The 24,677-nt window shown below is 72.6% G+C and carries 20 protein-coding genes; 9 read left to right on the top strand and 11 right to left on the bottom strand.

The window, feature by feature from the left end:
• Window positions 1-43: 43 nt before the first annotated feature.
• Together WFI00_RS15585 and WFI00_RS15580 are read left to right on the top strand one after the other, a co-directional pair.
• Complete coding sequence (locus WFI00_RS15585) at window positions 44-493, top strand: SRPBCC family protein (RefSeq protein WP_336633317.1); 450 nt, start codon at window positions 44-46, stop codon at window positions 491-493.
• Between the two features lie 87 nt (window positions 494-580).
• Window positions 581-1,390: a hypothetical protein gene (locus WFI00_RS15580; protein ID WP_336633316.1), complete on the top strand. Its 810-nt coding sequence runs from the start codon at window positions 581-583 to the stop codon at window positions 1,388-1,390.
• A 198-nt stretch (window positions 1,391-1,588) separates the two neighbouring features.
• On the opposite strand, the gene WFI00_RS15575 is transcribed toward WFI00_RS15580, so the two are convergent.
• The 9 genes from WFI00_RS15575 to WFI00_RS15535 form a co-directional block, all read right to left on the bottom strand.
• Window positions 1,589-3,325, bottom strand: coding sequence for an amidohydrolase (locus tag WFI00_RS15575; RefSeq protein WP_336633315.1), 1,737 nt, complete (start codon window positions 3,323-3,325; stop codon window positions 1,589-1,591).
• A gap of 46 nt (window positions 3,326-3,371) precedes the next feature.
• A complete protein-coding gene (locus tag WFI00_RS15570; protein WP_336633314.1) occupies window positions 3,372-4,997 on the bottom strand; it encodes a carboxylesterase/lipase family protein in 1,626 nt (541 codons plus the stop codon).
• Between the two features lie 96 nt (window positions 4,998-5,093).
• Window positions 5,094-5,768 (bottom strand): GAP family protein, encoded by a 675-nt coding sequence (locus tag WFI00_RS15565; RefSeq protein ID WP_336633313.1) that lies wholly within the window; start codon window positions 5,766-5,768, stop codon window positions 5,094-5,096.
• Between the two features lie 52 nt (window positions 5,769-5,820).
• Window positions 5,821-7,650, bottom strand: a complete 1,830-nt coding sequence (locus WFI00_RS15560; protein ID WP_336633312.1) for a hypothetical protein — start codon at window positions 7,648-7,650, stop codon at window positions 5,821-5,823.
• Between the two features lie 47 nt (window positions 7,651-7,697).
• Window positions 7,698-8,411 (bottom strand): response regulator, encoded by a 714-nt coding sequence (locus WFI00_RS15555; protein ID WP_336633311.1) that lies wholly within the window; start codon window positions 8,409-8,411, stop codon window positions 7,698-7,700.
• A 43-nt stretch (window positions 8,412-8,454) separates the two neighbouring features.
• On the bottom strand, window positions 8,455-9,285 hold the full coding sequence (locus WFI00_RS15550; protein WP_336633310.1) for a PRD domain-containing protein: 831 nt from the start codon (window positions 9,283-9,285) through the stop codon (window positions 8,455-8,457).
• A gap of 72 nt (window positions 9,286-9,357) precedes the next feature.
• Entirely contained in the window at window positions 9,358-10,809 is a 1,452-nt protein-coding gene (locus WFI00_RS15545) for a family 1 glycosylhydrolase (protein WP_336633309.1), read from the bottom strand.
• Complete coding sequence (locus WFI00_RS15540; RefSeq protein WP_336633308.1) at window positions 10,796-12,703, bottom strand: beta-glucoside-specific PTS transporter subunit IIABC; 1,908 nt, start codon at window positions 12,701-12,703, stop codon at window positions 10,796-10,798. The genes WFI00_RS15545 and WFI00_RS15540 overlap by 14 nt, the downstream gene beginning before the upstream one ends.
• Before the next feature lie 167 nt (window positions 12,704-12,870).
• A complete protein-coding gene (locus WFI00_RS15535) occupies window positions 12,871-13,575 on the bottom strand; it encodes a DUF1684 domain-containing protein (RefSeq protein WP_336633307.1) in 705 nt (234 codons plus the stop codon).
• Between the two features lie 111 nt (window positions 13,576-13,686).
• Between WFI00_RS15535 and WFI00_RS15530 the strand changes: the two genes are divergently transcribed.
• From WFI00_RS15530 to WFI00_RS15510, 5 genes are read left to right on the top strand one after another with little or no spacing between them, the layout of a single operon-like run.
• Window positions 13,687-16,404: an ABC transporter substrate-binding protein gene (locus WFI00_RS15530; RefSeq protein ID WP_336633306.1), complete on the top strand. Its 2,718-nt coding sequence runs from the start codon at window positions 13,687-13,689 to the stop codon at window positions 16,402-16,404.
• Window positions 16,401-17,429: an ABC transporter permease gene (locus WFI00_RS15525; RefSeq protein WP_336633305.1), complete on the top strand. Its 1,029-nt coding sequence runs from the start codon at window positions 16,401-16,403 to the stop codon at window positions 17,427-17,429. Before WFI00_RS15530 ends, WFI00_RS15525 begins: the two co-directional genes overlap by 4 nt.
• Window positions 17,426-18,277 carry an ABC transporter permease gene (locus WFI00_RS15520; RefSeq protein ID WP_336633304.1) on the top strand — a complete coding sequence of 284 codons (852 nt, stop codon included), beginning with the start codon at window positions 17,426-17,428 and terminating at the stop codon, window positions 18,275-18,277. The genes WFI00_RS15525 and WFI00_RS15520 overlap by 4 nt, the downstream gene beginning before the upstream one ends.
• On the top strand, window positions 18,274-19,860 hold the full coding sequence (locus WFI00_RS15515; protein WP_336633303.1) for an ABC transporter ATP-binding protein: 1,587 nt from the start codon (window positions 18,274-18,276) through the stop codon (window positions 19,858-19,860). The genes WFI00_RS15520 and WFI00_RS15515 overlap by 4 nt, the downstream gene beginning before the upstream one ends.
• A complete protein-coding gene (locus WFI00_RS15510) occupies window positions 19,857-20,948 on the top strand; it encodes a peptidase C39 family protein (protein ID WP_336633302.1) in 1,092 nt (363 codons plus the stop codon). Before WFI00_RS15515 ends, WFI00_RS15510 begins: the two co-directional genes overlap by 4 nt.
• A gap of 42 nt (window positions 20,949-20,990) precedes the next feature.
• On the opposite strand, the gene WFI00_RS15505 is transcribed toward WFI00_RS15510, so the two are convergent.
• The gene (locus tag WFI00_RS15505; protein ID WP_336633301.1) at window positions 20,991-21,845 is read right to left on the bottom strand and encodes a LuxR C-terminal-related transcriptional regulator; all 855 of its coding nucleotides are present in this window, start codon (window positions 21,843-21,845) and stop codon (window positions 20,991-20,993) included.
• A gap of 129 nt (window positions 21,846-21,974) precedes the next feature.
• On the opposite strand from WFI00_RS15505, the gene WFI00_RS15500 reads away from it, so the two are divergent.
• A complete protein-coding gene (locus WFI00_RS15500; RefSeq protein ID WP_336633300.1) occupies window positions 21,975-22,325 on the top strand; it encodes a DUF485 domain-containing protein in 351 nt (116 codons plus the stop codon).
• The gene (locus WFI00_RS15495) at window positions 22,322-23,944 is read left to right on the top strand and encodes a solute symporter family protein (RefSeq protein WP_336633299.1); all 1,623 of its coding nucleotides are present in this window, start codon (window positions 22,322-22,324) and stop codon (window positions 23,942-23,944) included. Before WFI00_RS15500 ends, WFI00_RS15495 begins: the two co-directional genes overlap by 4 nt.
• Before the next feature lie 70 nt (window positions 23,945-24,014).
• Here the strand turns inward: WFI00_RS15495 and WFI00_RS15490 are convergent, their stop codons facing one another.
• Window positions 24,015-24,566: a methylated-DNA--[protein]-cysteine S-methyltransferase gene (locus WFI00_RS15490; protein WP_336633298.1), complete on the bottom strand. Its 552-nt coding sequence runs from the start codon at window positions 24,564-24,566 to the stop codon at window positions 24,015-24,017.
• Window positions 24,567-24,677 lie beyond the last annotated feature (111 nt).

Raw genomic sequence — 24,677 nt, 5'->3', positions numbered from 1 at the left:
CCGAAGGCGGCCCAACGGGGACGTCGGCTGGGAGGATGGGCGGATGGTCCGTTCTTTCACCGTGGTGACGCGGGCGCCGGGCCCGCGCGAGCGCCTGTTCGATCTCTCCCTCGACATCGACGCCCACGCCGCCTCGATGTCGCCGTCGGGGGAGCAGGCGATCGCCGGTGTCCGGTCGGGGGCGATCGGTCTCGGCGAGAGCGTCACGTGGCGCGCGCGGCACTTCGGTGTGCTGTTCACGATGACATCCACCATCACCGCGCTCGATCGACCGTCTCGGTTCGTCGACGAGCAGACGCGCGGACCGTTCCGTTCGTTCCGGCACGAGCACGTCTTCACCCGCGACGGCGAGGACACGGTGATGATCGACACCGTCACGCTCGCCTCGCCGGTGTTCGGCGCCGTCGCGGAACGATTCGTCCTCGTGCCGTACCTGCGCCAGCTCATTGTCGCGAGAAACCGACACCTCGTTGCGGCCCTCGCGCGCCGCTGACGGCGGATGCCGGCGAGGTCGTTTCGATGTCGGTGCACGTGCGGAGGCGGGCCATATACGGACGCCGCGGTGCCCTAGAGTTCATGGGTGCATCGTCGTCACTTCGCTGGACTGTCCGTGGTCGTGCTGATGGGAACGCTGGGACTCACCTCCTGCGCCGCGTCCGCAGCCGGAGGCTCGGCCTCCCCCAGCCCGACATCGTCGAGCAGCGCCGCGGTGATCGGCACGGACTCGTCGGCGGGCGCAGGTATGGGATCCGTCGCGGCGCCGCTCGTCTGCGACGCCGTCGATCTCAAGCCCGGAGCGACGGTATCAGGCACGGATCTCGCCGCCTGCGTCGTGGCGTACTCGACGGCCGCCGGTAGCGGACACGAGGTGTTCACCGCATCCGACGGCACGTCGGGCGAGGTGGACTTCGAGTTCGGCGACGCGCCGGCCATGTCGGGCAGCGTGACCGCCTCGGACGGAACGACGTCGTTCGTCCTGACGCCGAGCGAGTCGTGGGTCACGATCGACGGAGCGTGGGTGCGCGGCGTCTCGGGCAGCAGCGATCCGCACGAGCTTCTCGCCGACACGGTGGGCCAGGCGTACCGAGCGATGGCGGATCCGTCCGTCGCCGCGGGCTTCCTCTCCGCGTCGGAGTCTTGGACCGTTCAGGAGGATCAGGATGTCATCACTCTCCCCGGCGGCGAGGAGGTGCTGTCGTGGCGCGTGCAGTCCGACGCGCCCTTTCCCGCCTTCGGCGGAGAAGTCCAGGAGATGATCGTGTGGCTCACCTCCGGTCATGTTCCCGTCGGCAATCAGGCGACCGTCTCTGTGGGAGGCGTACAGACGACGACGTCGCAACGGTACTCGTCGTGGGGGATGCCGGTGTCGATCGTCCCGCCGACGCAGTGACCGTTCTCTGACCCTCCCGGACGCGCCGGACGCGCTCCGTCACGCGGGCACGCTACGGTGCCCTTCCGAACACCGAGGAGCGCGCCCCGCCACGTCACCGCCGAGCCCGGTGTGCGCGCCGCATCCTCACCGCTGCCACGAACGCGGCGGTGAGGGCGAAGCCGATGGGGCATCCGGGCGCGGCGACGTCACCCCGCCTCAGCCCGAGAACGCGGCGACCCCGTCGATGTACGTCTCCTGCGCGCCGATCTCCGCCCAGCCCTCGGGGTCGGCGGTCCACGGGTCGGCGTCGACGACGGCGAAGTCGGCGCGCATGCCCGGGCGCAGCATCCCGCGGTCGTCGGCGTGGATCTGCCACGCGGCGTGGGTCGTGATGGCGGCGAGCGCCTCGGCGGGGCTCACGCGCTCGTCGGGCGCGAGCACCGAGCCGTCCGCGTCGAGGCGGCGGAGCACCGCGGTGCGGGCGCTGCGCAGCGGATGGACGATGGTGACGTTGTAGTCCGAGTGGATGCTCGGGCGCAGCCCCGCGCGGTAGGCGGAGGCCAGCCGGTCGAGGCGTGCGGCTCGGGCCTCGCCGAGGATCGTGTCGCGGAACGCGGCGCCCCAGTAGTACACGTGGTCCATCAGGAAGCTCGGGGAGACACCCGCGGCGGCCATGCGGGTGAGCTGGTCGTCGGTGGTGACCGACGCGTGCTCGAAGCGGTGCCGCAGGTCGCCATCGCGTGCGGGGAGGAGTTCCTCGGCGGCCTCGAGGGCGAACTCGACGGCGGCGTCGCCGTTGGTGTGGACCATCAGCTGCCATCCGTCGTCGAGGCCCGCGCGCATGACCTCGCGCAGCCCCTCGGGCGTCCAGTTCGCGTGCCCACCAGAGGTCTCGCCGAGGTATGGCTGCAGGAAGTAGCCCGACCGGCCCTGATTCGAGCCGTCGGCCACGATCTTCCACGCGTCCGCCCGCACCATCTCGTCGCCGCTGAACGGGGTCACGCCGGCGGCCTTCCACATGGCGGCCACTTCGGCGGGGGTCGCGCAGCCGGGGAGCGCGGAGAACTGGGCGGTGGAGACCCTGACGGGCAGGCGCGCGGCGCCGTTCAGCCGGTGGAGCATCGCGACCTCGCTCACCCCCGCGAGGGTGCCGCTCATCGCCTCGCGCATCGACGTGACGCCGCGCCCCGCGAACTCGGTGAGCACCTGACGGATGCCCCGGGCGATGTCGTCGGCCGACGGATGCGGGAGCGGCGCGAGCAGCATCATCACGGCGGGCGACTCGCCGACGATCCCCGTGAGCCGGCCGTCGACCTTCTCCAGGGTGCCGCCGGCGGGCTGCGGGCTGGCGTCGGTGATGCCGGCGGCGGCGAGGGCGGCGCTGTTGGCGTAGGCGAAGTGCATCGACGCGTTCAGGACGACGAGGGGCCGGTCGCTCGCCACCCGGTCGAGGATGTCCCGCGTGAGGGCGGGCTCGCCGGGGTAGAGGCTCGGGTCGAAGAGCTTGGCGAGGACGTACTGGCCCGGCGCCGTCGCGGCCGCCGCGGCGCGGAGGGCCGCGACGACGTCGTCGATGCGCGGGCACGCGGCGTGCGAGACATCCGTCCAGTCGAGGGTCAGCAGCGAGACCCACACGTGCGCGTGCGGCTCGATGAGCCCCGGGATGACGACGCCGTCCGGCGCGAGCCTGGTCGTCGAGGGCCCGGTGAGGCCGTCGAGCTCGTCGACCGAGCCCAGGCCGACGATGCGGCCGCCCGAGACCGCCATCGCCTCCGCGACGGGGGAGTGCGGGTCGCCGGTGGCGATGCGTCCCACGACGAGAAGGTCGGCGGCGGATCCCGCCGGGCGGGCGTCGGCGTGGCGGGCGGGGACGATCGACTCGCCCGCCGAGGCGATGGCGGGCGCGAGGTGGGCGCGGCTGAGGGGAGCGGATGCACCGCAGGCGTCGGACATGGGGCGTGCTCCTCGGGATCGGGGGGGGGGGGGGGGAGGACGAGGGTCAGTGGAAGTCGAGCACCCGATCGCCCCACGCGGCGCGTAGCGGTGCGTCGAGGTCGTCGACGACGGTGTCGTGCCGCTCGATGACGAGGGTCGCGCGGGCGGGCGCACCCTCCGCCGGGGTCGGGTCGTAGGTCGGCCACGTGGGCGCACCGGGCAGGCCGTCGGCGTCCGGGGTGCGGCCGTGGGCGAAGGCGGTCCAGCGCTCCTGCATCCGGGCGCAGATCTCCTCGCCGCTCCTCCGGCCGCCGAGGCGGAAGGTGAGGTCCTTCGGCCCGCTGGAGAAGCTGCCCCAGAGGTAGGCGAGCTCGCTGCCGTGCGTCGCGCCGAGCCCGATCAGCCGCAGGAACGGCGTGGCGTGATCGAAGCGGTACAGCCACACGTCCGCGACGCGGCGGTGCCCCTCCGCGATCCAGAGGGTCGGCATCCGGAATCCGATGTCGCGCGCGACGCCGAGACCGACCAGGCGGTGACGCACGTTCTCGTACGCCGCCGTCACCTGCGCGACCGACGGCAGCTCGACGGTCGGGTTGTCGGCGGCCATGTCGGAGAACATCGCCATGATGCGCTCCTCGGTGACGGGGATCAGGGGCGACTTCATGTAGGTGAACAGCGACGCCTCGTCCTTGTTCGTGCCGATGAGGAGCGGCACGGCGAGCCCCCGCCCCTCGTGCAGCACCGTGACCGGCGCCTCGGGAAGGAGGTCGCCGTCGACGACCGGGGCGAAGGCGAGCCTGCCGGGGTCGTCGTCGGGTACCTGCGCGAACACGGCCATCCCGGCGGCGACGACCCTGTCCGCGGATGCGGCGCGCAGCGCCTCGGCCGCGGCCGCGGGGTCGGCGGGGTCGATGTCGAGCGCGCGGAGGAACCGGGCGGCGACCTCGCGCGCCCGGTCGAGACCGTACATGCTCGATGCCGGCGACGACTGCGCGATCGCGCGGTGGAACAGGCCCGCGGCGGACGGGGTCGCCAGCAGCGTCGTGACCAGTCCGCCGCCCGCCGACTCGCCGAAGACGGTCACGCGCGAGGGGTCGCCGCCGAAGGCCGCGATGTTGTCCTGCACCCAGCGCAGGGCCAGAAGCACGTCCTTCAGCGCGAGGTTGCGGTCGAATCCGCCGTCGGGGAGGAGCCCGGCGAGGTCGAGGAACCCGAACGCGGCGAGGCGGTAGTTGATCGTGACCACGACGACGTCGCCGCGGGAGACGAGCGAGGTCGCGTCGTACATCCGCTGACTGGATGCCCCGAAGGTGTAGGCGCCGCCGTGCAGCCAGACCATCACGGGTCGCGCGGGGGCGGCGCCTGCGTCGCCGGTCGCGGCGGGCGCCCACACGTTGAGGACGAGGCAGTCCTCGTCCATGACGGCGTCGTCGCCGAGGGCGATCGCGGGGCTCGCGACCTGCGGGCACACGGGGCCGAAGGCGGTCGCGTCGACCTCTGCGTCTGTGGTCGGGGCGGCCACCGGGTCGCGCCAGCGGCGCTCGCCGCCGGTGGACTCGGCGTAGCGGATGCCCCGCCACGAGTCGACGCCGCCGGCCGAGACGCCGCGGAAGGCGCCGGCGGGCGCCGTCGCCAGGGGACCTGGGCCCGGGGCGGGGAGGGGCGGGGTCGTGTGCGACATGGTGGTCATCTCTTCCTCGACGATACGGATCTTCTTAGCAGGACGGGTGGTCGTCCCGGTGCCGACGCGGCCGACGCGGCCGACGCGGCGGTCGGTGCGGCCGGCTCAGGTGACGAGCCGGTGGACGACGTGGGCCGCCTCGGTGGCGGCGAGGATCGCGAACAGGACGGTCATCATGGCCGCGTTGTGGGCGACGAGGTCCTCCTTCAGCCGGGCGAGCGCTGCGCGCACGCGGCGCGATCCGGTCAGCTCGAGCACGGCGGGGAGGATCAGGAGCGACGATCCCGCGACGGCGAGCGCGACGCAGAGCCCCGCCGCGGCGGCGAGGGGGAGATGCGCCTCGCCGATGAGCGCTCCGCCCTTCAGGGCGAGGGGGATGTTCTTGCTGTTGGCGACGGCCATGAGCAGCCCAAGCCCCGCCGCGGACAGCGGCGTGACGCCGTCGATCGCGGCGAGCCAGGCCGGGGCGACGGGCGGGGTCCCGGGCGCCGGGCGCGAGCGCCAGCTCACCACCGCGAGCACCGAGAAGCCGAGGGTCATCGCCACCGCGATGACGAGCGACACCAGGCGCGCCCCGGGCCCGTCGGACGCGGACGCCTGCGCCGAGGTGGCGGCGCCGAGGGCGATGACGGCGAGGGAGGCCAGGGTGAACGCCGCCGTGTAGACGGGGGCCGAGGCGCGCCCCCGCGGGGCGAGCAGGATCGCGACGACGGCGACGACGGGCAGCGGAGACAGGAGCATCCCCATCGCGAGGGGGAGCAGCTGATGCAGGTCGTTCACGTCGGATCCGTTCCTTCGCGGCCGCACCCGTCGCCCGGTCGCGCGGACGACGCTACGTGGCCCGCGGTGCGGTGCCGGCGCGATGTTCGGGTGACACGACAGCCGCCGGGGCGAAGGACGCCTCCAGCACGGCCGCATCGTCATCGCCGGTCAGCCGCGCGCCGAGAGCCCGCACGTGCGAGCCGGGGCGCAGCGTCGCGCCCGTCGCCGGCGCGCCGTCCGAGCGCACCCGGACGCGCACGCGCGGCCCCGCCCCGGTGGGGACGAGCGCGATCTCGACGTCGGCGCGTCGTCGCCCGCTGTGCTTGAGGACGTTGAGCAGGCCCTCGGCGACCAGGTCGTAGACGTCGCGGGCGACCCCCGGAGCCCGATCGAGCAGGCCGCGCGCGGGCGGCGCGATCTCGAGGCGCAGGTCGAGGACCCGGCCCCAGGTCTCGGTGAGTTCTTCGATCGCGTCCGCGCCGGTGCCGCCCTCGGCGGACGCGTATGCTCCGGGCATCCGCCGCACGATCTCGGAGAGAGCCTCCCGCAGGTGGGCAGTCTGCGTGCGCGAGGGCTCGGGGTGGGCGAGCGCGATGTGCAGGCACGCGCCCTGCCCCTCGCGGTGGAGCAGCTCCGCGACGCGGCGCAGCCCCTCCCGCACCGGACGCGCGCCCTCGCGTGCCGTGTCCTGCGCCCGGGCGACGGCGGCGGACAACCGGCGCTGCTCGCGGCGCAAGGCGTGCACGGCTCCCGTGCAGAGCGCCGCCGCGAGCGCGAAGGCGACGTAGTCGACGATCGGGAGCAGGGCGGGCACCCCGGTCTGGCCCGTCATCGTCGCCAGCACGGACAGCACCCCGCCGGTCGCGAGCGCGCAGGCGAGGAACGCCGCCGTCGCCGTGCGGGGGTCTCCGCCGAACCGCCGCGTGCGGGGCACGGCGTCGACCGCGGCGCCGAGGGCGCACACGACGACGATCCCGGCGACGAGGGCGGCGGGCGCGGTCGTCCGCATCGCGAACGGCAGCGTGCAGGCGGTGTAGAGGACCGTCACGACGCCGCGCGGCGGCACGCGGAGGAGGATGCGCCCGCGTCGGTGCGTCGTCCGGCGCGCATCGGACGGGTCGGGGACCGTCGGGGCGGCGGGCTCGTCGGCGAGCACCGGCTCGTCGACGAACACCGGGGTGTCCGGGGCGCCGAGGAACACCGGGGCGTCCGGGGCGTCCGGGGCGTCGAGCAGCACCGGGGAAGCCGGTTCATCGGCGAGGTCCTGCAGGCGGAGCGTCCACGCGCGGAAGCCGTCGGCGGCGAGGCGGCGCACGGCGCCCGCGTCCGCTCGCTCGGCGAGGTCGTCGACGCCCCGCTGCAGGTCGACGGCCGCCGCCTCCACCTGGGCACGGGCGGCCCGGTCGGCGAGGACGGCGCGGTCGCGGGCCCCGGCGAGCTCCCGGGCGACGTCCCGCAGCAGCGCATTGGTGCGCCGGAGGGCGTGCATCGACCGGACCAGGACGGCCACGGCGGTCAGGACCACCGGCCAGACGACGACGTTGGTCGCGATCCGGAACGGGAGCTGCGAGCCCGCCGGGGTCGGCAGCGCGAGTGCCGCCGCCCACTGGTCCTGGGCGAGCGGACGCAGCGCCGCACACACCACGACGCCCGCCACGACGACCGCGATGCGCGCCGCGGGTCGACGGATGCACCGTTCGCACAGCGCGACGACGCCGAGCCCCGCCAGCAGGGCGAGGGTGGCACCGGCCGTCGCCGGGAACGCCCGTGCCACGTCGATGCCCGCGCCGACCGGGGACATGATCGTCAGCGAGAGCGGCGCCACGACCAGAGCCGACCACACGCTGACGAACCGGCCGCCGCCGAGGGCGCCGCGGACGGCACGAGCGAGGCGGTTCACCGCCCGCGCCCGCTCATCGCCCGCGCCCGCTCATCGCCTGCATCCGCTCATCGAACCGGGCCGAACGCGGCGAGGTACGTCGCCGCCGCCGCGACGCGGGGGTTGACCGTGGGGTCGCCCCCGACCCGGAGGCGATCGAACAGCCGGCTGATCGAGCGCTCGACCGCTCGCACCGTGCCGCCGGTCTCCTCCGAGATCCGTTCGTTCGACCAGCCGCGGGCGATCATGGCGAGGATGTCGAGCTGATGGCGGGTGAGCGCCGCGAGCGGATCCGGGGACGGCGGTTCCGGAGCCGACGACGCCGCGCTCCGCGGCGCGGGCGACGCCGCGCTCCCCGGCGCGGGCGACGCCGGAGGCACGGGCGGCGAGGGGGCCGTGCGCGTGGACAGGGCGTCGTCCAGGGCGGCGAGGAGGGCACCGGGGGAGTCGAGGTCCTGCTTGGAGACGAAGACCGCGCGCGGGATGCCCATTGCGCTCGTTCCCGCGGCCGCGCGCGGATACGAGCTCAGGAAGACGACCGCCAGGTGCGGGGCGAGCGCGGCGAGCATGACGGCCAGCTCCGCACCGGAGGGCCGGGTGCCGAGGTCGATGTCGGTGAGGAGCGCGTCGGGGTCGAACTCCGCGAACAGCGCGGTCGCGGCGGCGGCGTCCGGGGCTGCCGCCGTCTCGAACCCGTGCCGCTCCAGGAGATCGCAGAGGAGCATCCGGAGCGCGGCCTGGTCCTCGACGACGAGCACACGACGCGTCCACTCCGAGCTCACGTGTTCACCGTATCGCCCGCGCGCGGAGGTCTCCGCGGCGCGGCTAGGCCGGCGTCGAGGCGCGCGCGATGTGCAGCGCGAGGTACGCCACCTCTTCGTCGGGCATGGTCACGTCGTGCTCCGCCCGCACGAAGGTCCGGACGCGCTCGGCGGAGGCGACGGCGTCGGGATGACGCTCGCGCATCGTCTGGAGGAGGAAGTCGTCGTCGCCCAGCATCCGGTCGGAGAAAAGGCGCTCGGCGAGGAAGTGCAGGTGGGTGAGGAACCGTGCGCCGTGCAGGTCGTCGCCGATGCTCGTGACCGTGCTGGTGTGCGTGACGATCTTCGTGATGGCGGCGACCAGGGTCACCACCCGCGCCGCGTCGACGTCGCCTCGACCCGTCTGCGCGTTGACGAGGTGGAACGCGATGTTCGCCGCCTCGTCGTCGGGGATCTCGACCCCGAAGCGCTGCCGCAGCATCGCCACGGCGCGCAGCCCTACCAGGTGCTCGCGCGGGTAGAGGTTGCGCACCTCGCTCACGAGCCGGTTGACGATCATGATCCCGCGCCGCTGCCGCTCGATCGCGAAGTGCAGGTGGTCCGTGAGGGAGAGGTAGATGTGCGGGTCGAGGTCGAGGCCCTCCGCCTCCGCGCTCGTGACGATCGCCCGGGTGAGCTCGACGAACTCGACCGGGATCTGCGACACGAGGTCGACGAAGTTGCGCTGGTCGACCCCGTCGAGTTCGACGAACACGCGATCGTGGGCGTCGGGCGGGAGGACCTCGCCCGGACGGTGGGCGAATCCGATGCCCTTGCCGAGCAGGACGCGCTCGACGCCGCGGTCGTCCTCGACGAGGACGACGCTGGAGTTCAGGACCTTCTTGATGATGTGCATGGCTGGTGGTCTCCATCGACACCGGGGGTGGGGCGGGCGAGGGGCCGTCCGCTCGGAGGGCCCCTCGCGGGGTCAGGTGAGGTCGGCCCCGTTCGAGGCGATCACCCGGCGATACCAGTCGAACGAGTCCTTGCGGATGCGCTCGCCGGTTCCTCGTCCCTCGTCGTCGATGTCGACGTAGATGAATCCGTACCGCTTCGACATCTGCGATGTCGACAAGCTCACCGTATCGATCGGCGACCAGCACGCGTAGCCGAGCATCTCCACGCCCTCGTCGACCGCCGTGATCATCTCGGCGAGGTGGGCCTGCAGATAGGCGATGCGGTAGTCGTCGTGCACGCGCCGGTCCTCGGTGAGGACGTCGCGCATGCCGACGCCGTTCTCGACGATGAACAGCGGCTTGCGGTAGCGGTCGTACAGCGCGAGCAGGGAGATCCGTAGACCGATCGGGTCGATCTGCCACCCCCAGTCGGTCGAGGGCAGGTAGGGGTTCTTCACGCCGAACACCGTGTTGCCCGGAGTGCGCTCCACGTCGGGGTCGACCGACTCGGTCATCGACATGTAGTACGAGAACGACAGGAAGTCGACCGTGTTCTCGCGGAGGGTCTGCGCATCTCCCTCCGCCATCGGGATGGAGATTCCGCGCTCGGCGAGGGTGCGCAGCGCCAGGGGAGGGTACGAGCCGGTCGCCTGCACGTCGCTCGAGAGGTACATCAGGCGATCCTTCGCCTGCGTGGCGAGCACGTCCTGCGGATGGCAGGTGTGCGGATACGTCGTCAGCATCGTGAGCATGCAGCCGATGCGCGCCTGCGGATGCTCCGCGCGGAGGATCCCGGCGACGCGCGCCGCGGCCACGAGCTGGTGGTGCAGCGCGGTGTAGCAGGCCTGTTCGAGCGATCCCTCGACCTTCTCCTCGATGATCGCGCCGGAGGTGAAGGGGTGACGGAGGATGCTGTCGATCTCATTGAACGTCAGCCAGTACTCCACGAGGTGGCCGAACCGGTCGAAGCACGTGCGGGCGAAACGCTCGAACAGCCCGATCAGGCGACGATCGGTCCATCCGTTGTACGTCACGGCCAGGTGGAGCGGCGCGTCGTAGTGCGCCAGCGTCACCAGCGGCTGGATGCCGTGCGCACGCATCCGCTCGAAGAGGGACAGATAGAACGCGACGCCCTCCTCGTTCGGCTCCGTCTCCTCCCCGGTCGGGTACAGGCGCGACCAGGCGATCGACACGCGCAGCACCGAGAAGCCCATCTCGGCGAACAGCGCCAGGTCTTCGGGGTAGCGGTGGTAGAAGTCGATCCCGCGCCGCTTGGCGTAGAACGTGGGATCGGGATCGGCCATCGCCTCCTCGATCGAGGCGACGCTCACGTGGTGCTGGGCCTTGTAGTCCTTCGGGTCGGCGTTCGGCCGGTAGCGGGAGATGTCGGAGACCGCGGGGCCGCGACCCCCCTCCCGCCAGGCGCCCTCGGCCTGGCTGGCGGCGATGCCGCCGCCCCAGAGGAATCCGTCAGGAAGCGACATCGGCGCCCTCCTTCGCCGGCCGGGCGGTGACGACGGGCTCGCCCGCGACGACCTCGCCGGACGCGTCGACCGCGACGTTCCAGGCGTCGCTGTTGATCACGACGACGGGCGTCGTCAGGTCGTAGCCCGCGGCGCGCACCGCGTCGAGGTCGGCGGTCACGAGGAGGTCTCCCGCCGCGACACGGTCGCCCTGCGCCGCGTGGGCGGTGAAGTGGGTGCCGGCGAGGGTCACGGTGTCGAGCCCGACGTGGACGAGCACCTCCGCGCCGTCGTCGGTGCGGATGCCGATCGCGTGGAGCGAGGGCAGCAGGCTGATGATCTCGCCGCTCACGGGGGCGAGCACGCGCCCGTCCGTCGGGAGGAGGGCGAAGCCGTCGCCGAGCGAGCCCGACGAGAACACGGCGTCGTCGACCTGGTCGAGACCGACCACGCGGCCGCTCATGGGTGCGACCAGGGTGACGTCGGACCGCGCCGGCGCCGTCTGCGCGCCGTCCGCGCCGAGGGCGTCCGCGTCGCCCGACTCGGCGAGCACGCGCAGCGTGGCCGAGTCGGAGTCGCGCCAGAGCAGGAAGGACGCGATGAAGGCGACCACCCAGGCGATGGCAGCGCCGACGACGGCGTTGACGATGTTCCACGGGTTGCCCTCGTCGACGAACATCGAGATGCTCGCCAGGCCCGGGCCGACCGCCACGAAGCTGACGACGTTGGTGAGTCCGAGGTACGAGCCCGCCGTCACGGCGCCGATGACGACCGAGATCAGGGCGCGGCGGTTCTGGAGGGTGACACCGTACAGCGCGGGCTCGGTGATGCCGAACAGGGCGGAGACGCCGGCGGAGATGGCGGTCGCGCGCAGCGTCGGGCTCTTCGTGCGGATCGCGACGGCGAAGCTCGACCCCGACTCGCTGATGTTGTGCGCGAGCGAGGAGACGTTGTAGAACGACTCGCGGCCGTACTCGGCGAGGGTCGCGATCGTCGGCGGGATGAACGCCTTGTGCATGCCGACCGAGATGATGAAGGGCAGGACGCCCGCGAGGAGGGCGACGGCGACCCAACCGAGGGTCGCGTGCAGCCACAGCATGCCGCCCGTGAGGAGCGAGCCCAGCCACCAGCCGAGCGGGCCGAGGAGGAACAGCATCGTCGGGGTGACGACGACGAAGCACACGAGCGGGACGAAGAAGACGCGGATCGGTCCGGGCGTGATCTTGGTGACCCAGTGCTCGACGGCCCACAGCAGCAGCACGGTGAGGATGGGCGGGAACACCTGCGAGGCGTAGTTCACGGCCGGCACGGTGAGGCCGAAGATCGACGTCCCGTTGGTCATGAGCGTCGTGAACCCGGGGAAGACGAGCAGGCCGACGATGCCGAGTGCGAGCGGGATGTTGACGCCGAGCTTCCGGGCGGCCGTGAAGGTGACCAGCAGCGGCAGGAAGTAGAAGACCGCATCGGGGATGGCGACCAGGGTGAGGTAGGTGGGGTTGTCCTTGGCCACCCAGCCGAGGGCGACGGCCGCGATCAGGAGCGACTTGAACACACCGGCGCCGGCGATGGCGGGGATGATCGGGGTGAACACGCCCACGACGAAGTCCATGAACACGGATCCCGCCCGCTTCACGGTGAGCGGCTGCGACGTCCCTGCCGGGGCGGACGAGCCGGGGCCCCGGGTCTTCTCGACCGCGCGGAAGACGTCCGCGACGCGGGTACCGACCACGACCTGGGTCTGCGGTCCCATCACGACGCCCATGACGCCGGGCGTCGCTCGCAGTCGTTCGGCGTCGACGCGCGCGTCGTCGACGAGGTTGAACCGCAGGCGTGTCGAGCAGTGCTGCAACGCCGCGATGTTCTCGGGGCCGCCGACGCCGTCGATGATCGCGTCGGCCAGGTCCTGGGTCTTCATGGATCCTCCTTGATGTGGTGGACTCCGGCACCGCTGCCGCCGCTTCCGGGCACAAAAAAAGGATCCGACCACAATCCAGAGATTGCGTTCGGATCCTGCCTGCGTGACCAGTCACATGTCCGAGACAGGTCTACCACGGGCCGCCGTCGGCGCGCAAGCGCGCCCGCTCACTCCACGCGTGCTTCTCCCGCGCGGATGCCCACGGTGAGGCGGTTGCCGGGCGGCGGCAGCATGCACAGATAGTGGTCGGAGAACGCGCACGGCGGCAGCGTCGCGCGGTTCAGATCGACCTCGACCGCGCCGTCGGCATCCGGCGCGGGCATCCGGAGGTGGCGGAACCGGTGGCTCTCCGCGCCGCTCGTCGCATCCGAGAAGGCGGCGAACAGCTCGCCGTCGCGGTCCTCGACCGCCAGGCGCACGGTCGTTCCCTCCCATGCGAACGAGACGGATGCGGGGAACGTGCCGGGGGAGTGGTGACCGTCCACGGCGACCCTGTCGATCGTCTCGGGGGAGGTCTCCCTGAGGAACGTCCCGCGCACGCGGGCATCCGGGTCCTCGGGGAAGCGGACGATCGTGGAGATCCCGCGGTGTGCGGCGCCGTCCGGGCTCCAGACGCGCAGCGCCGTCATCCCGTCGCGCGTGATCGCCCGGAGGAGGAGGTCTCCCGTGCGGAGCTCGTCGCCCACCGGAAGCGAGACCCGTTCGCCGTCCACGACGCCGATGGCGCTCCCGCCGTCGGCGTGCCACAGGCCGGGCGCGGCCTCCAGGGCGCGGGGCGTCGTGTCCAGCCACTCCGTCGCGACGAGGGATGCGAGGCCGTCGCGTCCCCACACGGTCTCGTCGCGCATCGAGCGCCAGGCGGCGTGGTCCATGTCGGTCCTTCCTCGTGTTCTCCCGCTCATCGTGACAGATCGTGTCGCCGTGAATCGGTCTCGACACATTCTGTTACACCATCGAAACTCAGGAATGAATAGCATGCCCCTATGGATACGACGGACGGCCGATCGAGCGGCGACGCCGGCCCCGCGCACCTCGACGTGGCGATCGACATCGATGCGCTCACGCGCGCCCTGGACGTGCACTCGCTGCGCATCATCGTCGCGATCGACCAGACGGGCTCCATCAGCGCCGCGGCGCGCTCGCTCGGTTACACCCAGCCGACCATCACCCAGCACGTCCAGCGCCTGGAAGCCCGCCTGGGGGCGAGCCTGGTCGCCCGCACGGCGCGCGCCGCGCACCTCACGCCGATCGGTGCCCTGCTCGCGGCGCACGCCCCCCGCATCGACGCCAGCCTCACGGCCGCCGCGACCGAGCTGGCGCGCATGCTCGGCCACCGCGCCGACACGGTCCGGCTCGCCGCCCCCGCCGCGCTGATCGGCGCGGCGCTCGCACCGGCACTGGGCGCCCTGCTCGAGGAGCGCCCCGACATCGCCGTGAGCGTGCTGGAGGCGTCCGACGGAGCCGATGCGATCGCGATGGTGCGCGACGGCCGTGCCGATGTGGCGGTGACGAGCGACGTCGTGCTCCGCGACGGGCGCACGCCGGTGCCGCGTCGACGCGGGCTGCGGTCCACGTTCCTGTTCGCCGAGGAGATCGTCGCCCTCACGACGGCGGACGTCCCGGCGGCGGGCGCGCGTGTGGACGCCGCTGCCCTGGCCGGTTCCCCGTGGGTGCTCGGCGGGGGCACGAGCAGCGATGCCGTGGCGCAGATCATCGGTCGCGCGCGCAGCGCGCACGACCTCGACGTGTCGCTCCCGTCCGCCGCGATCGCCCTCGCCGCGCACGGCATCGCGACGGCTTTCGTCCCCGAGGGGGATCTCGCCGGGACCGTCTCGACGGCCCCCACGCGGATGCTGGGACTCAGCCCCGCCGTCACCCGCCGCACGACCGCCACCACCCTGGTCGAGGCCGCCGCCATCCCCGCCGTCGCCGAGGCGGTGCGCCAGCTCACCGCCCACCGGCCCTCGCCCGCCGACGTCGAGGCGATCGTCGACGCCCGCCGTCGCAGCGCCGGTCACCGAGCCCGATTTCTCTCCGTCCCGCAGCACCCGTCCCGTATCCCGCATCCTCCAGAGGAGAACGACACCATGCTCTCGTCACCCACCACCCGCCTCGCGACGGCGGGCGCCGCCGCCGCGGCGAGCATCATCATGCTCTCCGCCTGCACGACGGGGGCCTCGCCCGCCCCCGGCAAGAGCGCCGGCGTCGACACCGGCGCGGAGATCGACACCGTCAACGTCGCCCTCCCCGGGTCGCTGTCGAACCTGTACGTCGGGCAGGAGTCCGGCATCCTCAACTACTACATCGCGTCGATCACCCAGGAGGGGCTCGTCTCCATCGACGCCCAGGGGCGCGTGCAGCCGGGGCTCGCCGAGTCGTGGACGCAGCCCGACGACGTCACCTACGTCTACGAGCTGCGCGACGACGCCCGCTTCCAGGACGGCACGCCGGTCACGGCGGACGACGTCGTCTTCAGCCTTCAGGAGGCGCGGGACGCGACCGCCTCGCCGGGGCTCACATACTATCTCTCCGGCGTCGAGGACATCGAGAAGACGGGCGACTCCGAGGTCACCGTCACCCTCACCGCCCCCGACCCCGCGTTCCTGGCGAACATGAGCAGCGGCGGCGCGGCCTTCATCACGTCGAAGAAGTTCTGGGAGGACAACGGCGGCAAGGTCGGCACGCCGTCCTCGCTGCTGCTGGGGAGCGGTCCCTACCAGGTGACCGAGTTCGTGCCCGACTCCCACGTCACCCTCGAACGGGTCGACACCTGGTGGGGCGGGGTGCCGAAGGCGAAGGAGATCACGGTCTCGTTCATCCCGGACGAGTCCACCCGGCTCCTCGCGGCCCAGTCGGGCGACATCGACGTCGCCTTCAACGTGCCGCTCGCGCAGTCCGCGCAGTGGGAGAAGCTCGACACGATGCGCGTCGACTACGTCAACGACCTCTCCTACGTCGGGCTCTACTTCAACACCCACGTCGCGCCGTTCGACGACCCGAAGGTCCGCGAGGCCATCGCCCACGCTGTCGACCGCGACGCGTACGTGTCGTCCCTGCTGCGCGGCCACGGCGAGGCGGCGACCGCGATCATGACGCCCGAATCGCTCGGCAAGGTCTACGACGCCACGCAGGCGCGCGAGAAGCTCGCCGGGATCCCGCAGTGGGACTACGACATGGACGCCGCGGCGAAGGCTCTGGCCGCGTCCGGCTCGCCGAAGGGCTTCGAGGCGGAGCTGCTCACCCCCAGCACGGGGCCGCAGCTCGGATCCGCCGCGCAGGCACTGGCGCAGAACCTCGCCGACATCGGGATCACCCTGAACGTGCGCGAGGTCCCCATCGAGGAGTGGCTCGCGAGCCTGGACGCCTCGAACGACCACGGCATCAACCTGATGTGGTACTTCTCCACCCTCGGCGACCCGGCCGAGGTGCCGAGCTACCTGCTCGGTGCGGGCAACCCCGCCGGCTACGACGACCCGGAGGTCACGGCGCTCCTCGCCCGCGCGGGGTCGACCGCCGACCCGGCCGAGCGCATCGATCTGCTGATCCAGGCCGAGACGCTCCAGGCGAAGGCCGCCGTCAACGTGCCGCTGTGGTGGGGCCAGTCGGCGACGGCGTTCGCGAACGATCTGGGGATGAAGGACTACAGCTCCTTCGCGTTCATCTCCTCCTGGCCGACCCAGCTGTACCGGGCGGCGAAGTGACCTCGACGTCGCTCTTCCGCGCACGCGCGTCGCGGGCCCGTCCCCTCGGACGGCTGCTCGCGGCGCGCGTGCTCGGCACCCTCGGAGTGCTCCTCGTCCTGTCGATCGTGATCTTCTCGCTCATGTACCTGGCGCCGGGCGACCTCGTGAAGAACCTGCTCGGCAACCGGCCGGCGACCCCCGAGACGGTGGCCGCGGTGCGCGCGCAGTACCACCTGGACGATCCCGTGCCGGTGCAGTACCTCCGCTGGCTGGGCGGCTTCGTGACGGGCGACCTCGGCACCTCGATCCGGCTGCAGACGTCGGTGGCGGATGCCATCGGCGCACGCCTGGGCATCACGCTGGCCCTCTGCGCCGTCGGCTTCCTGCTCGCCATCGCGGTGGCGATCCCGCTGGGCGTCCGCAGCGCCGTGCGGCCCGGCGGACTCGTCGACCGGGTGGCCAACGTCTTCGCGATCGTCGGGCTCTCCGCGCCGACTTTCGCCATCGGCCTGCTGCTGCTCTACGCATTCGCCTACTACCTGCCCGTCTTCCCGGTCTACGGCGCCGGGTCCGGCGGTCTCGACACGGTGCACCATCTCGTCCTCCCCGGCATCACGCTCGCCCTGGGGCTCGGCGCGATCGTCCTCAAGCTCACGCGCACGGCGATGCTGCGCGAGCTCGCGACCGACTACGTCACCTCGGCCCGGGCCCGGGGTCTCGCGGAGCGGACCGTCACGCGCATCGCGCTGCGCAACGCCGCCATCCCGATCGTCACGGGCGCGAGCCTCGTGCTGACGTTCCTCGTCGGGGGCACCGTGCTGGCCGAGACGACGTTCGCCCTGCCGGGCCTGGGCACCCTGCTGCAGGACTCGGTGCTGTTCAAGGACATCGCGGTGGTCCAGTCGCTGACCCTGCTGGTCGCGATCGTCATCGCGGTCATCGCCCTGCTCGCCGACCTCTCCTACCTCCTCCTCGATCCCCGCGTGCGCCCCGGCGTGCGCCGGGCGGCCGGTCCGCTGCGACCGGCGGAAGGGACCGCATGACCACCGCGATCGAGCTCGTCTCCGCCCCCGCACGGCGTCGTGCACCGGGGGTCGTCGTGATCCTCGCGAGCTTCCTGGCGATCGTCGCGGTGATGGCCGCCCTCGGGGGCACGCTCTTCCCCGACGCGATGCGTCAGGACATCCTCGCCGGGCTCCTGCCCGCCGGCTCGCCGGGCCACCCGCTCGGCACCGACGAGCTCGGCCGGGACGTCCTCGCGATGACCGTGGCCGGCACCGCCTCCTCCGTCGTCGGTCCCGTGCTCGTCGCGCTCGGATCCATGGTGTGCGGCATCGTCCTGGGGACGCTCGCCGGCTACGAGCGCGGCTGGCTCGACTTCCTCATCGGGCGCTGGACCGACCTCCTGCTCGCCCTGCCCGTGCTGCTCGCGGCGATCGTCGTCTCGGGAGTGCTCGGAGGCGGGTACGCCGTCACCGTCGTGCTGCTGATCGTCCTGTTCTCACCGTCGGACATCCGGATCGTCCGGGCGGGCGTGCTCGAACAGTCCTCCCGCCCGTACATCGAGGCCGCCCAGATGCTGTCGCTGTCGCGGTGGCGCGTGATGTTCCGCCACATCCTGCCCAACGTCTCGACCCTCATCATCACCAACACCATGCTCAACGTCGCCTTCGCCCTGGTCGCCTTCTCGTCGCTGTCGTTCCTGGGCGTCGGAGTCGCCCCCGGCACGGCGGACTGGGGGCGTCAGCTGACCGACAACCGCGCCATCATGTTCGACAACCCCGCCGCCGTCATCACGCCCGCCGTGCTGATCATCGCCGTCGCCTGCGCCGTCAACGTCCTGGGCGACTGGGCGGGCGAACGGCTCTCACGGACGGGGGCACGCTCGTGAACGGCGTCCGCGTGCGCGCGCTGCGCGTGCAGGGCCCCGCCGGCGAGGCGGTCGCACCGCTCGACCTGGACATCCCCGCGGGCGGGATGCTCGCGATCATCGGCGAGTCCGGCTCGGGCAAGACGCTGTCGGCGAAGAGCCTCGTCGGTCTGCTCCCGCGGGGGTTCCGCGCCACCGGCGACCTCGCCGTGGGCGATCGGGAGGTCGATCTGGCGTCGTCGCCGCAGCGCTGGGCGGGCATCCGCGGTCGCGTGGTGTCCCTGCTGCTGCAGGATCCGTTCACGAGCCTGTCGCCCGTGCACCGCTGCGGCGACCAGATCGCGTGGACGATCGAGGCGGCGCGCGGAGCGGCGCTGCGCGGCGCGGCGCGGCGGGAGGCGGTCGCGCGGTCGCTGGCGGAGGTGCGCCTGCCCGACCGCGTCGCGCGGGCCTATCCGCACGAGCTCTCCGGGGGGATGCGCCAGCGGGTCGCCATCGCCGCCGCGGTCGCGAGCGACCCGCAGCTGCTGATCGCCGACGAGCCCACGACGGCGCTCGACGCGACGAACCAGGCCGAGGTCCTCGACGCCCTCCGCGCCCTGCAGACGCACCGCGGGTTGCCGATCATCCTGATCTCCCACGACCTCGGCGTCGTGCGGGGGCGCGCCGACGACGTCATCGTGATGCGCCAGGGGATCGTCGTCGAGCGCGGACGCACCGAGGACGTGCTCTCGGCACCCACCCACGAGTACACCCGGGCCCTCGTCGCCGCCGATCCCGCGCTGCACGTCGCGACCGCGTCGCCCGTCCCCGTCGAACACGGGCCGGAGCTGCTGCGCGTGCGCGGGCTCGGCAAGCGCTTCGGCGAGCGGACCGTCCTCGACGACGTCGACCTCGACATCGCCGACGGCGAGATCGTCGGTGTCGTGGGCGAGTCCGGCTCGGGCAAGTCGACGCTCGCGCGCTGTGTCGCGGGGCTCGAACGCGAGGACTCCGGCACGATCCGCTTCGACGGGCGCGAGCTCGCCCCCGGCCGCGGCTCGCGCCGGCCCGACCAGATGCAGATCGTCTTCCAGGATCCGTACTCGTCGCTGAACCCCATGATGACCATCGGCGCGATCCTCGGCGAGGCGCTGCGCGTCTCGCGCACCGGCGAGACGGTCGCCGGCCTCCTCGAGACGGTCGGCCTGGATGCCGCGTTCGCTGCCCGCCGCCCGAGCGACCTGTCCGGCGGTCAGCGCCAACGGGTCGCCATCGCCCGCGCGCTCGCCCCGCGGCCCCGGCTGCTCATCTGCGACGAGTCGGTGTCGGCGCTGGACGTGTCCGTGCAGGCGCAGATCCTCGACCTGTTCCGTCGCCTCCGGGACGAGAGGGGCATCGCGATCCTCTTCATCTCGCACGATCTCGCGGTCGTGCGCACTCTCGCGGACGCCGTGACGGTCATGTGGGACGGGCGTGTCGTCGAGCGGGGATCCTGTGCCGACGTGCTCGAGCGCCCCCGGCATCCGTTCACGCAGAGCCTCGTCGCCGCCTCGATCCGCGAACGGGCGGACACCGCGGGCGTCGCCCGCACCGAAACCGACGAACGTGAGGAAGACCGATGAGCGCTGGTGCAGAGACGACTGCGGAGACGGCGGCGGAGCCGCGGATCGTCGTCCACGAGGGTATGGCGGCCGTCGAGGCGGCCCTGGGCGACGAGCTGGCGACGCTCGTCGGCGACGAGCGGGCCGCGCAGTGGCGGCTGCCGAGGGGCGGCTACGCCCCGACCCTGTGGGTCGACGTGGTGGACGGTGCGCCGCGCGCGGCGGCGCTCACGACGGGCCGTCCCGCGACGGCGGCGACGACCCTCGTCGACCCGTGGTGGGCCGACGAGGGCGCGCTGCAGCGACTGGTCGCATCGATCACCGACGATGCGCGGGCCCGCGGAACGGTCGCCCTCAAGTGGCGGGGAGAGACGGTGCCGCCCGTCCTCGACGGCTTCATGCCGCTGCGGGCGCCGTTCGGCGCCGTCGGCACCGAGGATGTGCGCGGGGCCGTGCGGTGGCTGAGCGCGATCCCGCACGCCGAGCCCGGCTACTACGCCCAGACGACGCTGTTCACCTGCGGTGCCGTCGCCGCCCTCATGGGGGCGGGCGTTCGCGGGGTGGGCGGGTTCGCCGCGGACGGCGCGGACCGGGACCGCGAGCTCGACTACTGGCGGCGCGCGACCAACTTCCCGGCATGCGAGCCGATCGGGCTGGGCGTGGCCACGGCCGAGCACCTCGGCGCCGGCGCGGTGGAGATCGCGCTCGACACCGCCGGACCGGTCCTGCTCGAAGAGTACGAGGGCTTCGACCGCTCGTTCCGGGCGGAGCTGCAGGCCGAGTCCGTCCGCCGGGCGGAGGAGCTCGGCGTACGACTGGACCGGCGACGCGTGGACGTGGCGGAGATCGCCCGCCGCGTCGCCGGCGGCGAGCTCGCCCTCCTGCTCATCGACGAGGAGCCCATGCACGCCGTGCACGGGCCGCACTGGGTGCTCGCCCACGCATCGGACGGATGCGACGTCGTCGTCATCGAGGACCCGTGGGTCAACCGCGAGTCGGGGGAGACGTGGGTGGACGTGCACGAGCTCCCCATCCGCCTCGCCGACCTCGACCGGCTCGTGCGCTGGTCCGACGAGGACTACCGCGGCGTGGTGTTCGTGGGGGAGTGACGCACGCTCGACGGCTCTCGGGATGACGGGCCGGGGCGACCCTCAGGGGAGCAGGCCTGCGCGTCGCGCCTTGGTGACTGCGGCGTGACGCGTGCCCGCGTCGAGCTTGGCCATCGCCGCCTGGAGGTACGACTTCACGGTGCCCTCGCGCAGCGAGAGCGTCGCGGCGATCTCGGCGTTGGTCTGCCCGAGGGCGGCGCAGGCGAGCACGTCGGTCTCACGCGGCGACAGCCGCACGTCGAGCGGCTCGATCGGCGCGGCGCCGTCGCGGGACAGCGCGGCCAGTCGCTGCTCGATCGCGGCCAGGCGTCGCCGCAGCTCTCCGTCGGCGACCTCCGCGCCGACGCGCCGCAGCTCCGCGTAGGCCTCCCGCAGCTCCTCGCGGGCCGCGACGTCCAGCGTGGGCGTGGGCTCGGTCGGGGGAGCGAGGGTCATCCGTCGTTCGACCTCGTCGCGCACCCGCAGCTCGGTCGCGAGGTCGGCCGCCACCTGCAGGGCGGTGCGCGCCGTCGCCTCGCCGAAGGGCGAGCGGGACCAGGCTCCGCAGTAGATGACCCCGCGCGCCCGGCCGGCGACGAGCACCGGGACGGCGAACAGCGTCGAGATGCCCTCGCCGAGGATCGCGCGGTCGTAGTCGTGGGTGATGTTGCGCGAGGACCGGTAGTCGAGCGCGAGACGCGGACGCCGCTCGACGAGGGCTCGTCCGCCCAGGCCGCGGGTCGGCTTGACGACGAGTCCGGACAGGTGCGGCGTGCGGTTCCCGACGACGGCGGTGACATCGATCGATCCGCCGCGCTCGAAGCCGCCGAACGCGACCGGCAGGCCCGTGCGAGAGGCGAGGTCGCCCACCGCGTGGGCGAGCAGATCGTCCTCCGTGGTGAGGCCGATCGTCGACATCGTGCGCTACCCACTTCCGGGGGTGACGACCGCGTCACCCGTTTCGTAGCGTCGACGATACCACGCGGCCGGTCGACGAGGACCGGCGCCGGGGCGACACGCTCCATCCCCATGAGGCAAGGAGGCCACATGTCCGGAACGTCCCCCGATGCGCGCCCACAGGGCGGCATCGACTACATCGCCGTCGAAGGGTCACCACCCTTCGTCGAACTCAAGAGGCGTCATCGCAGCTTCGTCTGGCCGCTCACGGTCGCCTTCCTGGTCTGGTACTTCGCGTACGTCCTGCTCTCCTCATTCGCGACGGAGTTCATGGCCGCGCGGGTCTGGGGCGACGTCACCGTCGGCCTGCTGCTCGGGCTGGGCCAGTTCGTGACGACGTTCGCCATCACGATGGGCTACGTCTCGTACGCGAACCGCCGGCTCGACCCGGTCTCGGCCGAGATCCGAGCCGACCTGGAGCAGCAGGAGGCGAGCGCATGAGCGTCGCCGCGTCCGTGCTGGCGGCAGCGACGCCGACCGCCGAGAACAACCCCGTCCTCAACATCGCCATCTTCGGCGGGTTCGTCGCCGTGACGCTGTTCATCGTCATCCGCGCGAGCAGGAACAACAAGACGGCGGCCGACTACTACGCGGCGGGACGCTCGTTCACCGGGCCGCAGAACGGGTTCGCCATCGCCGGCGACTACCTGTCGGCGGCGTCGTTCCTCGGCATCGTCGGTGCGATCGCCATCAACGGGTACGACGGGTTCCTCTACTCGATCGGGTTCCTCGTCGCGTGGCTCGTCGCGCTGCTGCTGGTCGCCGAACTCATGCGCAACACCGGCAAGTTCACGATGGCGGACGTGCTGTCCTTCCGCCTCCGTCAGGGGCCGGTCCGGATGGCGGCGGCGCTCACGACGCTAGCCGTCTGCTTCTTCTACCTGCTGGCCCAGATGGCGGGGGCGGGCGGGCTCGTCTCGCTGCTGCTCGGCATCAACGACAAGGTCGGCCAGTCGGTCGTCGTCGCCGTCGTCGGCGTGCTCATGATCGTGTACGTCCTGATCGGAGGCATGAAGGGCACGACCTGGGTGCAGATCGTCAAGGCGTTCCTGCTCATCGGCGGAGCGATCGTGATGACCATCTGGGTGCTCGCCATCAACGGGTTCAACCTGAACACGCTGCTCGAGTCGGCGGTCGCGGCCTCCGCGAGCGACCCGAAGGACGCCATCCTCGGCCCGGGCCTGCAGTACGGCAAGAACCCGTGGGACTTCATCTCGCTCGCGATCGCGCTCGTGCTCGGCACCGCGGGCCTGCCGCACGTGCTGATGCGCTTCTACACGGTGCCCACCGCGAAGGAGGCGCGTCGCTCGGTCGTGTGGGCGATCTGGCTGATCGGACTCTTCTACCTGCTGACCCTGGTGCTCGGCTACGGCGCGGGCGCGCTCGTCGGACCGGATGTCATCAAGGCGGCCCCGGGCGGCGTCAACTCCGCCGCTCCACTGCTCGCGCAGGTGCTGGGCGGTCCGCTGCTGCTCGGGTTCATCTCGGCGGTCGCGTTCGCGACGATCCTCGCGGTCGTGGCCGGGCTCACGATCACCGCGGCCGCATCGTTCGCCCACGACATCTACGCCAACGTCGTGAAGAAGGGCAAGGTCGCCCCCGACGGCGAGGTGAAGGTCGCCCGGCGGACGGTCATCGTGATCGGCGTGCTGGCGATCCTCGGCGGCATCGGCGTCCAGGGTCAGAACGTGGCGTTCCTCGTCGCGCTCGCCTTCGCGGTGGCCGCCTCGGCGAACCTGCCCACGATCCTCTACTCGCTGTTCTGGCGCCGGTTCACGACCCGCGGCGCGGTGTGGAGCATGTACGGAGGCCTCGCCGCCGCCGTCGTGCTGATCGCCCTGTCGCCCGTGTTCTGGGGCACCGAGACGAGCGTGTTCAAGAACGTCGGCGTCGCGATCTGGCCGCTCAACAACCCCGGCATCGTGTCCATCCCGCTCGGCTTCTTCCTGGGGTGGCTCGGCTCGGTCACCTCCTCGCGGAAGGAGGACCCGCGCAAGGCCGCGGAGATGGAAGTGCGCTCCCTCACCGGCTACGGCGCGGAGAAGGCCGTCGACCACTGACGCCGCACCGGCTGCGCGCACTCCGGCCCCGGACCGCACGGTCCGGGGCCGGGGTTCGTCCGGGGACGGCCTACACGCCCGCGGAGGCCTGGACCACGCGCTCCTCGAGGTCGAGCAGGAAGCGCTTGCGCTCGGGGTGCCCGCCGTACTCGCCGATCGATCCGTCGCTGCGGACGATGCGGTGCGCCGGAACCACGAGGGAGATCGGCGTGCGGGCGCACGCGGAGCCGACCGCGCGGTTCGCCCCGGGCGAGCCGGCCAGGATCGCGACCTCCGCGTACGAGGCGACCTCGCCGTAGGGGATCGTGCAGACGGCCTCCAGGGCGGCGCGGACGAAGCCGCGCACGGTGCTCAGGTCGAGGGCGACGTCGAAGACGCGGCGCTCGCCGGCGAAGTACTCGTCGAGCTGGTCCGCCACCGCGGCGGTGCGCCCCGCGTCCGGTCGCGGAGGCGCACCGAGGGTGCGCCCCGCGGCGACGAGCGCGTCCTCGTGCGCGCCCGGCGCGGAGTCGAGCACGTCGAGGACGGCGAGCCCGCCGGCGGTGACGACGATGAGCGCGTCGCCGATCGGGGTCGGATGCACGGCGTACGACGCGGGCGGGGGAGCCGGGTGCGAGGTCATGGGTCCCATGATGGCCCGGGCCGATGCGTGCCACCGGCTCGCAGCACCGAGCTGTGGACGGCGGCGCGGAAAGGGCCCCGGGGGAGGAAAGGACGCGTCGGCGCGGAAGAA

This window comes from Microbacterium sp. MMO-56, from assembly GCF_037146215.1.
GTDB lineage: Bacteria > Actinomycetota > Actinomycetes > Actinomycetales > Microbacteriaceae > Microbacterium.
The sequence above is the reverse complement of the archived record's forward strand: the minus strand, read 5'-3'. Positions and strand labels throughout refer to the sequence as shown.

What these genes read in the sequence shown, in the direction of transcription:
- WFI00_RS15585 (WP_336633317.1), top strand. Translation starts at nt 44, where the DNA reads ATGGTCCGTTCTTTCACCGTGGTGACGCGGGCGCCGGGCCCGCGCGAG.
- WFI00_RS15575 (WP_336633315.1), bottom strand. Translation starts at nt 3,325, where the DNA reads ATGTCCGACGCCTGCGGTGCATCCGCTCCCCTCAGCCGCGCCCACCTC.
- WFI00_RS15570 (WP_336633314.1), bottom strand. Translation starts at nt 4,997, where the DNA reads ATGACCACCATGTCGCACACGACCCCGCCCCTCCCCGCCCCGGGCCCA.
- WFI00_RS15550 (WP_336633310.1), bottom strand. Translation starts at nt 9,285, where the DNA reads ATGCACATCATCAAGAAGGTCCTGAACTCCAGCGTCGTCCTCGTCGAG.
- WFI00_RS15545 (WP_336633309.1), bottom strand. Translation starts at nt 10,809, where the DNA reads ATGTCGCTTCCTGACGGATTCCTCTGGGGCGGCGGCATCGCCGCCAGC.
- WFI00_RS15540 (WP_336633308.1), bottom strand. Translation starts at nt 12,703, where the DNA reads ATGAAGACCCAGGACCTGGCCGACGCGATCATCGACGGCGTCGGCGGC.
- WFI00_RS15535 (WP_336633307.1), bottom strand. Translation starts at nt 13,575, where the DNA reads ATGGACCACGCCGCCTGGCGCTCGATGCGCGACGAGACCGTGTGGGGA.
- WFI00_RS15530 (WP_336633306.1), top strand. Translation starts at nt 13,687, where the DNA reads ATGGATACGACGGACGGCCGATCGAGCGGCGACGCCGGCCCCGCGCAC.
- WFI00_RS15520 (WP_336633304.1), top strand. Translation starts at nt 17,426, where the DNA reads ATGACCACCGCGATCGAGCTCGTCTCCGCCCCCGCACGGCGTCGTGCA.
- WFI00_RS15510 (WP_336633302.1), top strand. Translation starts at nt 19,857, where the DNA reads ATGAGCGCTGGTGCAGAGACGACTGCGGAGACGGCGGCGGAGCCGCGG.
- WFI00_RS15505 (WP_336633301.1), bottom strand. Translation starts at nt 21,845, where the DNA reads ATGTCGACGATCGGCCTCACCACGGAGGACGATCTGCTCGCCCACGCG.
- WFI00_RS15500 (WP_336633300.1), top strand. Translation starts at nt 21,975, where the DNA reads ATGTCCGGAACGTCCCCCGATGCGCGCCCACAGGGCGGCATCGACTAC.
- WFI00_RS15495 (WP_336633299.1), top strand. Translation starts at nt 22,322, where the DNA reads ATGAGCGTCGCCGCGTCCGTGCTGGCGGCAGCGACGCCGACCGCCGAG.
- WFI00_RS15490 (WP_336633298.1), bottom strand. Translation starts at nt 24,566, where the DNA reads ATGACCTCGCACCCGGCTCCCCCGCCCGCGTCGTACGCCGTGCATCCG.